Annotated in this window: 10 protein-coding genes; 3 read left to right on the top strand and 7 right to left on the bottom strand. The window is 72.0% G+C overall.

Annotated features, from left to right (window positions below):
- Positions 1-67: 67 nt before the first annotated feature.
- From OG447_RS27995 to OG447_RS28010, 4 genes are all read right to left on the bottom strand, one after another.
- A complete protein-coding gene (locus OG447_RS27995) occupies positions 68-307 on the bottom strand; it encodes a hypothetical protein (protein ID WP_266940208.1) in 240 nt (79 codons plus the stop codon).
- Between the two features lie 423 nt (positions 308-730).
- Positions 731-1,702, bottom strand: coding sequence for an antibiotic biosynthesis monooxygenase (locus OG447_RS28000; RefSeq protein ID WP_266940209.1), 972 nt, complete (start codon positions 1,700-1,702; stop codon positions 731-733).
- 4 nt (positions 1,703-1,706) lie between these two features.
- On the bottom strand, positions 1,707-4,427 hold the full coding sequence (locus OG447_RS28005) for a molybdopterin-dependent oxidoreductase (protein WP_266940210.1): 2,721 nt from the start codon (positions 4,425-4,427) through the stop codon (positions 1,707-1,709).
- Positions 4,424-5,251, bottom strand: coding sequence for an FAD binding domain-containing protein (locus OG447_RS28010; RefSeq protein WP_266940211.1), 828 nt, complete (start codon positions 5,249-5,251; stop codon positions 4,424-4,426). Before OG447_RS28010 ends, OG447_RS28005 begins: the two co-directional genes overlap by 4 nt.
- A 188-nt stretch (positions 5,252-5,439) precedes the next feature.
- Between OG447_RS28010 and OG447_RS28015 the strand changes: the two genes are divergently transcribed.
- Together OG447_RS28015 and OG447_RS28020 are read left to right on the top strand one after the other, a co-directional pair.
- On the top strand, positions 5,440-5,835 hold the full coding sequence (locus OG447_RS28015) for a DUF6153 family protein (protein ID WP_266940212.1): 396 nt from the start codon (positions 5,440-5,442) through the stop codon (positions 5,833-5,835).
- A gap of 96 nt (positions 5,836-5,931) precedes the next feature.
- Entirely contained in the window at positions 5,932-6,588 is a 657-nt protein-coding gene (locus OG447_RS28020; protein ID WP_266940213.1) for a DUF305 domain-containing protein, read from the top strand.
- A 285-nt stretch (positions 6,589-6,873) separates the two neighbouring features.
- On the opposite strand, the gene OG447_RS28025 is transcribed toward OG447_RS28020, so the two are convergent.
- Positions 6,874-7,410, bottom strand: a complete 537-nt coding sequence (locus tag OG447_RS28025) for an FABP family protein (RefSeq protein ID WP_266940215.1) — start codon at positions 7,408-7,410, stop codon at positions 6,874-6,876.
- Between the two features lie 206 nt (positions 7,411-7,616).
- Here OG447_RS28025 and OG447_RS28030 point away from each other — a divergent pair, with 206 nt between their 5' ends.
- Positions 7,617-8,519, top strand: coding sequence for an ion transporter (locus OG447_RS28030; protein WP_266940216.1), 903 nt, complete (start codon positions 7,617-7,619; stop codon positions 8,517-8,519).
- Positions 8,520-8,532: 13 nt separating this feature from the next.
- Here the strand turns inward: OG447_RS28030 and OG447_RS28035 are convergent, their stop codons facing one another.
- Together OG447_RS28035 and OG447_RS28040 are read right to left on the bottom strand one after the other, a co-directional pair.
- Positions 8,533-12,288 (bottom strand): pentapeptide repeat-containing protein, encoded by a 3,756-nt coding sequence (locus OG447_RS28035; protein ID WP_266940217.1) that lies wholly within the window; start codon positions 12,286-12,288, stop codon positions 8,533-8,535.
- Positions 12,285-13,382 carry a MoxR family ATPase gene (locus OG447_RS28040; protein WP_266940218.1) on the bottom strand — a complete coding sequence of 366 codons (1,098 nt, stop codon included), beginning with the start codon at positions 13,380-13,382 and terminating at the stop codon, positions 12,285-12,287. The genes OG447_RS28035 and OG447_RS28040 overlap by 4 nt, the downstream gene beginning before the upstream one ends.
- Positions 13,383-13,452 lie beyond the last annotated feature (70 nt).

The raw sequence follows: 13,452 nt of genomic DNA on the forward strand, positions 1-13,452 counted from the left end.
CGGGCACGCGGGCAGCCATGAACCCCGGAGCCGTGGGGGATGCTCCGGGGTTCATGGGGAATCCCACTCAGAGACCGGCGCGACCGGTGTTCAGCGAAACACCGGTGATGCCCGAGACGAGGCCGGGGACGTTGGAGACGAGACCCTGCGCGGCCTGGACGGTGTGGAGGGAGCCCACGACGCCGACCACGTCGTTGACGTCGCTGGTCACGGCGCCGGCGAGGCCACCGTTGATGCTGATGATGCCGCCGGACACGGCGTCCAGCTCGGAGTCGGCCATCTCACGGGTCTCGAGGTCGTTACGCATGTCGCGCACCTTTCATTGGGGGGAGTTCTGCATTCCCGCGGCGGCCCGGCGGCTCGGAACTCGGCCGCCATTCCTTCAACTGCCGCGGTGCCCAGATGAAAGCACGCGAACGGGCGACCCGGCCAATCCCGTTGACGCCCCCGTCGCGGGCAGATGACCACCTCTGACGGCCGACGGGAAGGTTCATTCACCGAATGGTGACGAGTTCTCCACAGGATCGAGTAACAGATATGCGCCGCCTGTCCTTTACACGGAACACAGCAGGGCACACCCCCACCAAACGGACGGAATATATCCGGCATATCGCGGAGCTGTGGAGGGCGGGGGTCCCGATGACGCACACGCTGTGCAGATTTCCCGAAGGCGCGTGGGGTGACGGGGTCATCACGCCGGGTGTACTCCGGGGCGGCGGCGCGCAGCCGGTCAGGGCAGTGTCCAGAACTGGGTCGTGACGAGATAGAAGAGGACGGCCCAGAAGACGGTCACCACGGCGACGATGCCGAGGCCGATGAGGTTGGTCCTCGTCCTCGACTCGTCCGGGGACGGGCGCAGCCAGCGTCTGAGCAGCGGGTTCACGTAGTAGGGCATCGTGAAGAAGCTCATGAGGAAGCTCGAGAGCAGGTTGCCCACGAGCAGCCCCAGCCAGAAGGGCATTCCCAGCGGGTGCAGGGCGAGCGTCAGCAGGACGACGGTCGGGTACAGGCCGACCCAGACCGCGATGGAGGTCCTGGTCTCGGAGGGCGGCGGCGCTTCCTTGCCGTTCTCCTCGAAGGCGAACCAGCTGCCGAAGGAGTTGTCGATCGTGCGGAGTTTGAAGTCGTCGAACTTCTCTCCCTCGGCAAGGAGCTCCTGCCGCTTTTCCGACCCCAGCCAGGCGTCGAGGTGCGCGGCGTTGTCGTACCGGTACAGCGTCGTCCATTCGTCCTGGAGCCCTTCGATCGGGCGGAAGAGCTCGCTGCCCCGGAAGCCTTCGAACTTGCTCTCCTCCTGGCTCATGTGGTGCTGCCAGGCGAGGAAGTCGTCGACCTGGTCCGGGTGGACGCGGTGGGTGACCACAACGGTCACCAGGGGATCCGCCGGCTGTGTGCCACCGCTGACCACCTGCTGCGTTGCCGGGCCGTCGCAGTACTTCCGGCCGACGTCGAGGAGACGCTGCCTGGTCGCACTGTTGATCCACGCCTGGAGATGGGCGATCGAGTCGAACCGGTAGACGACGACCCAGTCGGGTTGCAGGGCCGTCGGCGGGGAGGTCTCGGCGCCGAGGTAGCCGGGGTATTCGGCGGAAGCGGCAAGGACCTCCTCCTGCCACGCCTCGTACTCCCGCTCCACCCCGGGCACCACCTTCTGGCCGATGATGGCCGTCGCCGCGGCGTCTTCGATCTTCTCGGTGCTCATGAGCTCAGGCCGTCGTCGGGGCCGACTGGCTTTCGCCCAGCCGGCTGTAGATGCGTTCCGGAGTCAGGGGCAGCGCGCGGTAGCGGATGCCCGTGGCGTCGTGGAGTGCGTTCGCCAGGGCGGGGGCCACCGGGTTGATGCAGCATTCCGCCATCCCCTTCGACCGCATGGGGCCGACCGAGTCCGCCGAGTCCACCAGGAGCACCTCGGTGCGGGGGATGTCGGCGTAGGTGGGGATGCGGTAGTTGCGGAAGTTCGGGTTGGCCATGACGCCGTCCGCGTCGACCTGGAAGTTCTCGGTCAACGCGAATCCGATCCCCTGGGCCACACCGCCCTCCACCTGTCCGCGGACCTGCTCGGGGTTGATGACGAGGCCGGCATCGGTCGCCTGGACGCTGTACAGGATGCGGATCTCGCCCGTCACCCGATGGACGGCGATCCGGAACCCCTGCGTATTGGAGGTGACGCTCCGGGGTGAACCGTAGGCCTTGCGGGCGGCGGTGAAGCGGATTCCGCGCGCTCGCGCCAGCGCGACCAGCTCGGCCAGCGAAACGCGGTGGTCGCCGCAGACCACTCCCCCGTCGTCCATCGAGCACATCACCACGTGGATACCCGTGTGCGCGGCGGCGAACTCCAGGATGCGGTCGCGCACGGCATTGGCCGCCCGCAGTACCGCGTTGCCCGACACGAAGAGGCCCGCGCTCGCGAAGGCGCCGGTGTCGAATCCCGTGCGGTCGGTGTCGGACTGCACCAGACGGATCCGCGAAGGTGTCGTGCCCAGCTGACCGGCCGCGATCTGGACGTGCGCGGTCGACGTTCCCTCACCGAATTCGACGGTTCCGACGGCCAGTTCGTACATGAGGTCGTCGCCGAGCGTGACCCAGGCCTCGGAGATGTGCTCGGTCGGGGGCGCGGTCTCGTGCAGTGAACTCGCGACGCCGGTCCCGACGAGCCACCCGGGGCCGGGGGGCGGCTCATCGGCCGTCCGGGCCATGGCCTCGTCGACCAGGGCGATGCACTTCCCGAGCCCGTCCTCGGTGAACATCACGTCGTCGGGGCCTTCGTGCATGGCGACGAGCGGATCACCCGGGCGCACGATGTTGCGCCGGCGCAGTTCGAGCGGGTCCATGTGGAGCGCGAGTGCCAGTTCGTGCATCGCCGATTCCACGGCGTACGCCGGCTGCGTCATCCCGTAGCCGCGCAGCGCCCCGCTCGGCACGGTGTTCGTGTAGACGGAGTACGCGTCGTACTTCTTGTTGGGGCAGCGGTAGATCATGATGGCGGCCCCGCCCGCGTACAGCGTCTCGCCGCCGTGATTGCCGTAGGCGCCCGTGTTCGACACGTTGCGGACCTGGAACGCCGTGAGCGTGCCGTCCGCCTTCGCGCCGAGCTTGACCGTCAGCGTCATCGGATGCCGCGGGGAGGCGGTGGTGAACTCCTCCTCGCGCGTGTACTCGAAGCAGACGGGCCGCCCGGTGTCGAGGGTGGCGAGCGCGACCAGGTCCTCCGAGATCACTTCCTGCTTGCCGCCGAAGCCACCGCCCACTCGTTTGCAGAACACCCGCAGCTGGTCGGGGCGCAGCGCGAACAGGTGCGCGAGCTTGACCTTCGCGATCGACGGGGACTGTGAACTGGTACGGACGTTCAGCCGGCCGTTCTCCATCCAGGCGATCGAGCCGTGGGTCTCCAGGTGAGCGTGCTGCACGCGCGGCGAGAAGTACGTCCCCTCGTGGATCACGTCGGCCGCGGCGAATCCCGCGTCGACGTCACCGACCTGCGAATGGATCTCCAGCAGGACGTTGTGGACGGGGTCGAGGGCGAACGCGTCCTCCGCGCCGTGCAGTTGCGGTGCCCCCTCGGCCATCGCCTCCTCGGGATCGAACACGGCGGGCAGCACCTCGTACTCGACCGCGACCCTCCGGCAGCCCTCCTCCGCCGCGCCGACCGTGTCGGCCAGGACCGCGACCACGCGCTGGCCGGCGAAGCGGACCGTGTGGTCGAGGATGTAGGTGTCGTCCGGGTCGACGAGGTGGTCGGTGTGGATCGCCGTGGTGAAACGCTTACGCGGTACGTCTTCCCAGGTGTAGACGCGGTGCACGCCGGGAACGGCGAGCGCCGCGGTCTTGTCGATCGAGACGATCCGGGCGTGCGCGTGGGGCGAGTGCAGCACCTTCAGGTGCAGCATGCCGTCGATGTGGGTGTCCATCGTGAACTCGGCGCGCCCGGTCACCACGTCGTTGGCGGCCGGCGCCCTGACGCTCGTCCCGACGGCCTTTCCCGGTGCGGCCGTCTCCACGCCGGTGACGCCCTTCACGGCGTCCTCGATGCCCCGGTAGCCGGTGCAGCGGCAGAGGTTGCCCTTCAACGCGCGGGGCAGGTCCGCCTTCTGGGCCTCGGTGAACGTCGCCGAGGTCATGATCATCCCTGCGGTGCAGAAACCGCACTGGAACCCCGGGGCGTCGCGGAACTGCCGCTGCATGGGGTGCAGGCTGCCCGGTGAGCCGAGCCCCTCGATCGTGGTCACCTCACGGCCGTCCGCGCGGAAGGCCGGGGTGATGCAGCTGTGGACCGGCTCACCGTCCAGCCACACCGTGCATGCGCCGCAGTCACCCGCGTCGCAGCCCTTCTTGACGCCGAAGTGGCCGAGTGAGCGGAGGAAGGTACGCAGGCACTGGCCGGGGGCGGGTTCCTCGTCGAAGTTCCGGCCGTTCACGACGTACGTCATGCCGGTCCCCCCGTCATGAGTTCGCGTCGAATCTCTTCGGCGAAGTGCTGTGTCAGGTGGCGGCGGTGGCCGGGCGTCCCGTTGGGATCCGCGAACCAGGCGTCGGGCGGGATGACGTCGATGCTCTGCTGCAGGGTCCGCTCGTCGGGCATGCTGTCGAAGGCGAGGCGTACGGGCCGTGTGGTGCCGGCGGTGAGCGTGAGCAGCAGGTCGCTCGTTCCCGGTGTCTGCGTACCGATGAGGAAGACGGTCGAACGGCCGAGGTGCGTCAGGGTGAACCGGCGGTGCGCGGTGCGTTTGCGCAGGGCGCGCGCCGGAATGTCGATGCGCCGCAGGATCTCCCCGGGTGCGAGAACGTTCCGATGGTTGCCGGTCACGAAGTCGAGGGCGTCCACGGTGCGCGCGGATCCGTCGGTGGCCTCCAGCCCGTACTGCGCCTCCAGTGCGACGGTGAGCGTGATCATCGGGCCGGCGGGCAGGGACATGCAGATGTTTCCGCCCACGGTCGCCGAGTTCCAGACCTTGAACGAGGACAGGAAGGCCTCGCAGCTCGTCGCGAGGAGGGCGCCTGCGGTCCAGTCCTCGGGCGGGACGAAGGCGTACAGGTCGCGGATGGTGCACGTCGCACCGATTTCGAGTCCCGCGTCGCTCGGGACCAGGGGCTCCCAGCTCAGCGCCGTCAGGTCGATCAGGCGGCGCAGGTCCGGCTGCTCGTCGGAGAACAGCCACGTCCCGCCCGCGAGCCAGGCGTCGCCTTCGCGCCAGTCCGTGCCTGGCCGATCGGACGGTCGCCGGACGACTTCGGTGATGGTGTTGAGATCCATGGGGACTGATCTCCCTCAGGACGAAGGTGCTGGAGGAAGGACCGGCGGCGCGCATGAATTCCCGAACATCATATCGCGTAACGGGCAATACCGACCAAGTCGGGCATCCGTGCACGGATCCGCGCGGGCGCTAACCCGAAGGGCGGACCGGGCGGGCCCGGTGGACAGGCGGCTCGTACGATGAGCGCATGAGAGCCGCCGCGCAGCGTACGAGCCGCCCCGCCGGGCCGGGCTTCGTGCTGCTGGTGCTCACGGTGCTGGCCGGGGTGCTGGCGATGCACGGGCTGGGCCCGCGGCCGGTGCCCCTGGCGGCGGCCCATCCGGCCGCCCACGCGGTGCACCCGGCCGCCGGGGCCCACGGTGACGCCGACTGCTCCCATCCGGCCGACGGCCCGGAGCACCTCGATCACGCGGACGGGACCTGTGCGGCGGCCGGAGTCGGCTCGGCGTACGCGCCGCCGCCGCTGCCCGCCGCCGTGGACGAGGCCCTTCCGGGCGCGGCGCTGCTCGGCGCGGCTCCGGCCGCCACCCGTACGGGACGGGCTCCGCCCGACCTGTCCGAGCTGCAACTCCTACGGATATAGGACGCCGCTCGGCGCCCGCTCGCCCCGGTTCCGCCGGTGGTGGGCGCGCCGCGCCCCGGCACGTCCTGACCTCTTCGCTCAAGGAGTTGCACCACCATGACCTCGAACCGTTCGTTCCTCCGCCGTTCCCCCGTCCGCCGCGCCGCCGCCGTGGTCACCGCCTCCGCGGCCGCCCTCGTCCTGGCCGCCTGCGGCTCGGACGACGGTGGCGCCGCCGCCGGGCACAACGGGCACCCCGCCGCCTCCCCGTCGGTGACGGCCCCCGGTACGCCGGGCCGGCACAACGCCGCCGACGTCGCCTTCGCCACGGGCATGATCCCCCACCACCGCCAGGCCGTGGAGATGGCCGACCTCGCGCCCGGCCGGGCGGAGTCGGGGCAGGTGAAGCGGCTCGCCGAGGAGATCAAGAAGGCTCAGGACCCGGAGATCAAGACCCTGTCCGGGTGGCTGGCCTCCTGGGGCGAGCCGGTGCCCGCGGCGGGCACCACGGACGCCGCGGACCACACGCAGCACGGCTCTGGCGGCGGCATGATGTCCGCCGAGGAGATGGACGAGCTGTCGAAGACCTCGGGCAAGGCGTTCGACACCGCGTTCATGGAGCTGATGATCAAGCACCACGAAGGGGCGGTGGAGATGGCCAGGACCGAGAAGAGCCAGGGCTCCTTCCCCGAGGCCAAGACCATGGCGGACGCCATCATCTCCTCCCAGTCCGCCGAGATCGACACCATGAAGGGCCTGCTCGGCAAGAGCTAGTGCTGTGACCGGAAAGGTCCACCGGGTCGCGCCGCCCGGCACGGCACCTCGCCGCATTGTCGGACCGCGCCGGTACGTCCAGTACGAGCCGCGGCCCTCCGCCTTGCGATGCACCGCACCGGACGACGCGACCCGGCAAACCCTTCCGGCCACAGCACTAGGTCACGGCACCAGGGGTCCCCGCAAGGGCGGGCGGGCATCATGTGTCCGCCCGCCGCACGCCCCGTGCCCGGCCGCGTCTGTGCGGGCCGGCCGTCGGCCGCGCCTGTGCGGGCCGGCCGGGCGTCAGAACCGCCGGAGCCGGGCCGCCAGGTGGTGCTGCATCGGCAGGCCCACCGCCGCCATCTCCTGGACGAACGCCAGTTCGCCGTCACGGAGGCTGTACCGGCGCCGCGTACCGGTGACCTCCTTGGCCAGCGGGGTGCGGGCCACGTCCTTGCTCTCCAGCTCGATCTCCCCGCCCGACACCCGTCCCACCAGGATCTCGACGATTCCGGTGGGATGGGTGAGCACCACCTCCAGGGAGGCGTCGGGCGTGACCCGCCACCAGCCGGCCTCCCGCCCCGCGGGCCGCACCGCGGCCCCGGTACCGTCGATCAGCCACGCCCGGGCCTCGTAGCGCAGGAAGGGCCGGCCGTCGTGGCTGAAGGTGACCTCCTGCTCGTACTGGAAGTCCTGCTCCAGGGTCGGGTACTCCCCGCGCCCCCGGCCGTGCCAGCGCCCCAGCAGCGGCAGCAAGGGCCGCAGCAGCGGGTGCGGCTCGGCGCCCTCGCCAAGGGTGTGGCTGTCGGGGAAGGGGTTCGCCTGGACCGGTTCGAGCACTGGGCACGCTCCTGCTTGATGTCTGCTCCTGAGCTGCGAAGCGTAGCCGCGGGACCGGCTGGTCCGCCGATCCGTTCGGCCACTGGGCGTTGACGTGCCGCGAAGGTGAAACCCGAACGGATGTGGGGCGTTAGCAGTACGGATCATCGCGCCCCGCCGGGCGCCGTCCCACGTCGCACACGAGCACGACCAGCACGAGGAGTGAGATGACGGACCCGATGTCGGTCGGACGCGGCCGCATGAGACTGGCGGCCCGATGCCGGGTGGTCACGGAGGCCCAGGCTTTCGGGGTGGTCGTCTTCTGCGCGATCCTGTTCAACGCGGCCCTGATGGGTGTGGAGACGTACAGCGGGCTCGCCGCCGAGTACCGGCAGGCGCTGCGGGCCGCCGAGGAATGCTGCCTCGCCCTGTTCACCGTCGAGATGCTGCTGCGGATGGGTGCGTACGCCGACCGGCCGAAAGCATTCTTCCGTGATCCCTGGAACCTCTTCGACCTCGCGATCGTGGCCTCCGCCTTCGTCCCGCTGGTCCGCGAGAACACCACCCTGCTGCGGCTCCTGCGCCTCGCCCGCGTGCTGCGCACCGCCCGCTTCCTGCCCCACCTGCGGATCCTGCTGATCGCCGTCGGCCGCAGCGTGCCCGGTACCGCCAGCTTCCTCTTCATCGGCGCGCTGGTGATCTACGTGTACGCCATGGTCGGCTGGGTCTGCTTCGCCGAATCCGACCCGAAGCACTACGGCTCCGTGGGCCGCGCCGCCCTCACCCTGTTCCTGCTGACCACGCTCGACGGCCTCACCGACGCCGTCCGCGCGGGGCTGCAGATCTCCCGGCTCAGCATCATCTACTACGCCTCCTACGCGCTGCTCGCCTCCTTCGTCCTGGTGAACGTCCTCATCGGGGTCGTCCTCAACTCCCTCGACGAGGCCCGTGAGATGGAGGAGGAGGCCAGCCGCGTCCCGCCGCCCGGCAAGGGCCCCGACCCGGCCACCGAGGTCAGGGAGCGCATCGCGACGGCCCGCCGGGCCCTGGACGACATCGAGGCCGGTCTCGCCGCTGCCGACGGCCGCGCGAAGAGGCAACTGGAGGCCGCCTCGCGCGGGGGCGGCTGAGGGCGGGGACGGATCACTCCTCCAACGGTGGCCCGGTGTCGAGCAGGCGAAGGTGCCACACGCGGTCCGGGAGCCGCTCGACGCTCCACCGGGACGGGTCCCCGGCGGAGGGCAGTTCCACGTTGGTGTCGGACCGGAAGGAGACTCCGTCGAACCGCACCCGCCCCTCGAAGCTCGCGTGGGCGAAGCTCGCCGGGCCCTCGAAGACGGCTCCGGTGGACAGCAGCCCGCGCGTCCACGTCGCGTGGGCGAAGGTGGCCGGCCCGGCGAAGACCGCCCCGCTCAGCCCGGCCAGTCCGTGGAAGACCGTACGGGTGAAGTCGGCCGACCCCAGCACCCGCATCCCGTTCAGGTCCGCCGAGGCCTCCAGCACGGCCTGGCTGAAGGAGACCTCGTCCTCGAAGAGGGCGTCGGTGAATCCGACCGCGCCGCCGAAGACCGTACGGCGGAAGGTGGCCTCTGTCGCGAAGCGGGTCCGGTCGAAGGCCACGGAATGCGCGAACACGGCACGGTCGAAGGAGGCCGGCCCGGCGAAGGTGGCCTCGTCGAACAGGGCCCGGCCCGCGAAGAGCGCGCGGGTGAAGGAGACACGCCCGGTGAACCGGGCCTGCCCCGTGTTCCAGTCGTCCACGAAGTGGGCGCGGTCGAAGGCCGCTTGGCCGAGCCGCACGTGCCGCGTGCCCGGCTCACGCACCACCTCCAACAGGACCTTGAGCAACCCCTCCTCGAATGTGGTGCCCCGGAAGTCGACATCGGATCCGGGCCCGAGGGTACCGAGGTAGGCGGCCAGCTCGGCGGGGTCCAGATGGGCCAGACAGCGGTTGTACCCCGGGATCCGGACGCCACGGCAGCCCAACCGGTCGGTCTCCGGGGCGCCGTACTCGCAGCGCGGCCAGCCGAAGTGGCCGCTGTGCATCTCGTCCGCCTCGACCACCACCTGCCCCAGCTCCGCGAGGTCGCCCGTGCACAGCCAGCCGTCCGTGTCGGAGCCCAGCGGTTCCAGGGTGTACAGCGCACCGGGCCCCAGCAGTTCGTGGAGCTTCACGTAGAACCCTGAAGACACGGCGAGTCGCAGCGCTCCGGACCCCTTCGGCCAACGCCGTCGCTCCGCGATCGCGGGGTACCGGACCAGGCCGGTGGCCTCCGCCACCGCCGGCCCGTCCGCCTCGCCCGTGCCGGAACCGGCCACGACGCCGGTCTCGCCGATGCTCACCCCCACGCCCAGGGCCATGATCCACTGGGGGTTGCGCTCGGCGAACCCGATGAATCTGCGCGGGAGTTCGGAGAGCATCCGGCCCGCTCCGCCCAGAGCGCCCGGCGGGTCCAGCACCACGAGCAGCTCCGTGGCGGCGTCGTCCCCTATCACTCGTCCCGTCGTCGCCGTGTCGCGCATCAGCACCCGCAGGAAGGAGGCGAGCGACGTGCCCGGGGACTGCTCCCCGATGCTCACGCCGGCCAGGATGCTGGCCGCCATGCAGACCGGCAGGCCGGGGTCCATCGGCTCCGGCGGCCGGGCGGACTCCTCCCCCAGGTGCGCGGCCACGGCCCGCTGGAAGCCCGGCTGATCGAACAGCGCGTGCACCGACAGGAACACCATGCGGTCCGGCCAGACCCCGTGGACGACACCGATCAGCTCACCGTCACGGGACACCGGGGCGCCGCGGTACTGCGTCCAGCTCTCCGGCTCGGTGGAGAGCCGGACCAGTTCCCCGTTGGTGCTCCCCTCGTACGGGGTCACCTCGCCCGTCAGCGCGACCGGTTCGCCCTGGTCGGTGCGGCCGTCGACGCGGACCCGGGGACGCAGGGCCTCCCAGGACGGCGAGGGGCGCGGCCGCCGCCAGACGGCGGCATCCGGCGGGTCCTCGTCGGCCAGGTCCTCGTCGGCCAGGAGCAGGACCATCCGCGGCAGCGCGTCGTCCCACCACACGGAACGGCAGGGGATCTCCCGGTCGCTCGCCCGCACCCAGGCGACCGTGGTCCGGGCGAGCGCGGCGTCCCCGACCGTGAGGACCAGCCTGCGCGTCAGCAGTGTGCCGACGTCCTGCGGCTCCCGCATCGCGTCGTAGCGGACGCGTACGACCCGGTCCGACAGGCCCCGGTCCGACAGGCCCCGGTCCGGGAGCGGCGGCGGCTGAGGCACCGGCGTCTGCGGGCGCGCCGCGAACGGCAGTGCTCCTGCCGGGACTTGGTGGCGGCCCTCCTCCTTGCCCGCGGTGACCGCGGTCGCGGAGAAGTCCGGCCCGGTGCCGCGGTTGCGGGACATGAATTCCCAGACCCGGCGGCGCACCAGCTCCCGTACGGCGGCCACGTCCCCGCGCAGCTGCGACCCGAGCAGGGCTTCCCGTACCCCGGGGAGGAACGCGAACTCGGCTTCCTCCGCGCTCTGTCCGGTATCCCCCCAGGGGGCGAACAGCCCGCCGAGGGCGACCTCCGCCAGGTGGCCGTGCTCCGAGTCGCGCAGCAGGGAGCGCCGGACCAGGGTCATGACGGGCAGGGTCAGCGGTACGGCCGCCAGGTGGGCGGCGAGCTGCTGGGCGGTCGGGGAGGCGCTCGCGCGGAAGCGCTCCACGGCTTCGAGGGCGGTGCGGGCCCCGTCCCCGGCGGGTGGCTCCGCCCCGGGCCCCGCCCCGGGCCCCGCCCCGGGCTCGTCCGCGGACGATCCCGGGGACGCCGGCTCCGCGTCCAGACGCAGGCAGGCCAGGCGCCGCCAGCGCCCGTCCCCCGACACCACGCGCACCAGCCTGGCCAGGCTCCCCGAGCCGATGCCCACCACCGGGACCACGGCCGGGCCCGCGCGGCGGCGGCCCGTCCGGGCCAGGCGGGCGAGGCGGGCCACGGGGACCTGCTGCCAGGAACGGGTGGCCGCGGCGGGCCGGTCCGCGCGGACGGCGAAGGTGACGGGCCGGACGGCGCCGCGGGTCCAGAGCCGCTCGGGCAGCACGTTCAGCACGGCCACGGCGTTGTGTCCGCACCAGTGCCGCAGCACGGCCTGGAGCGGGCCCTGCCGCCAGCCGCCCGCGACGGTGTCGGAGAGGACGAGGATCAGCCGGCGGCCCGCCGGGTCGGCCAGCTCCAGGGGATTGCGGGGCGGGCCGCCGCGGCCGCGGGTGAGCATCGGGGCCCCGCCGGGGCCGGTGCCGGTCAGCTGCCAGGTGCGCACGTCGCGGAAGACCCCGCTGCGGGTGAACACGCGCCGGAGCTCGTCCACGTGGTCCGCCCAGAGCAGCATCGAGTGATGGGTGTCGACGACGAGGGCCAGGTCCAGCCAGCGGCTCTCGGCGGGGCGCAGGACGGGGGTCGGGACCATCCGCTCGATGCTGCGTTCCACGGTGAGCTGCTCGTCCAGTTCCTCCCCCGGGCCGCCGATGGAGCGCCGGCCCACGGGGCGCAGGGACCGCATCAGGGCGAGCGGATCGTCGAGGGAGGCCGCGCGGGGCAGTCGCAGCGCCGATCCGCGGCGCCCTCCGGTGGCGTCGGCCGGTTTCCCGGCGGGGTCGGGCACCGGTCCGGGGTAGAGCTGGACGGCCGGTTCGCCCCCGGCTCCGTCCTCGGGCGCCGCGTCGGCCCCGGCCCCCGGTGAGCCCGGTCCGGCGGCCGGCGGCTGACCGGCGGTGGCGTCGTCGGGCCGCGGCCCGGACGGCCGGGCCCCCGCCGGGTCCACCCGGGCCGCCAGCCACAGGATGTCGGCGATCTCCTCGGCCCCGACTCCGGGGCGCGGGCCGCTGTCCTCGGCGCCTTCGGCGAAGGCGGCGAGCAGCTCCTCGATCACGCGGAGGGCCCCGTCAGGTGCTGCATCACCGTGCCCAGGAACCGTTCGCGGTCGTCGGCGTCCGACCAGGCTCCGGCGAGGCGGAGCTGGATCGCGTTGAGGAGCTGGTCGGTGGCCAGGTCCCCGTCCTCCGCGCGTTCGAGGAAGCTCTGGACGAGTTCCTGGTACTCCTCGCTGCCCTCGATGTCCACCTTGAGCCGCTGCTGCACGATGCGGGCGAGCTTGTCGAGGCGCGGCGGCTCCAGGTGCAGCCGGACGCAGCGGCGCAGGAAGGCGGGCGGGAAGTCGCGTTCGCCGTTGCTGGTGAGGACCACGATGGGGAAGTACCGGCACTGGACGCGGCCTTGGGTGATCTGTACGGCGGCGTCGGGGTCGTCGTCGGTGCCGATGGCGACGGTGGGGTCCTCCTTGGCGAGCCGGGCCAGTTCGGGGATGTCGAAGCCGCCGTCCTCGAAGACGGTGAGGAGGTCGCCGGGCAGGTCGATGTCGCTCTTGTCGATCTCGTCGACGAGCAGGACGCGCGGCCGGTCCTGCGGCAGCAGGGCGGTGCCGAGCGGTCCGAGGCGCAGGTAGCGGGCGATCGAGGGGCCGCTGGCGGGCCCGGTGGGTTCGGCGGGTTCCGCCGCTCCGGCGGGTCCGGCGCCGGCCGGGGGGACCGCGGCCACCGCGCCCGGGGTGCGCAGCTGCTCCAGCCCGGCCTCCTGGAGGCGCCCGATGGCGTCGTACAGGTACAGCCCGTCCCGCAGCACGGTCCGGCTGGTGATCGGCCAGTGCAGTACGGGTCCCAGGCCGAGGTCCGACGCGATGCTGTAGGCGAGCGTGGACTTGCCGACACCCGGCTTTCCGGTGATCAGCAGCGGCCTGCGCAGGTGCAGGGCCGTGTTGACGACGTCCTTCTCCGGGCCGTCGGGCACGTAGCCCTCGCCGCGGCGCCGGGTGCGCTCCCAGGCCGGTCCCGTGCAGCCGGGCGGCGCGTAGACCGGGTCCGGGGTGCCGGTGAAGTCCCGCCAGGGCGGCGGGGATCCGGCCTCCAGGCGGGCGCGCCGGACCGCGCCCTCACCGGTCCCGTGGTACAGCCACCAGTCCTTCGCCACTGCCTCTTCCTCCATGCTCGGGTGTCGCGGTCGGTCGGGGACGGACATCGGGTCGGGGTCGACATCAGGT

Origin of the sequence: Streptomyces sp. NBC_01408, assembly GCF_026340255.1 — a bacterium.
Taxonomy (GTDB): domain Bacteria; phylum Actinomycetota; class Actinomycetes; order Streptomycetales; family Streptomycetaceae; genus Streptomyces.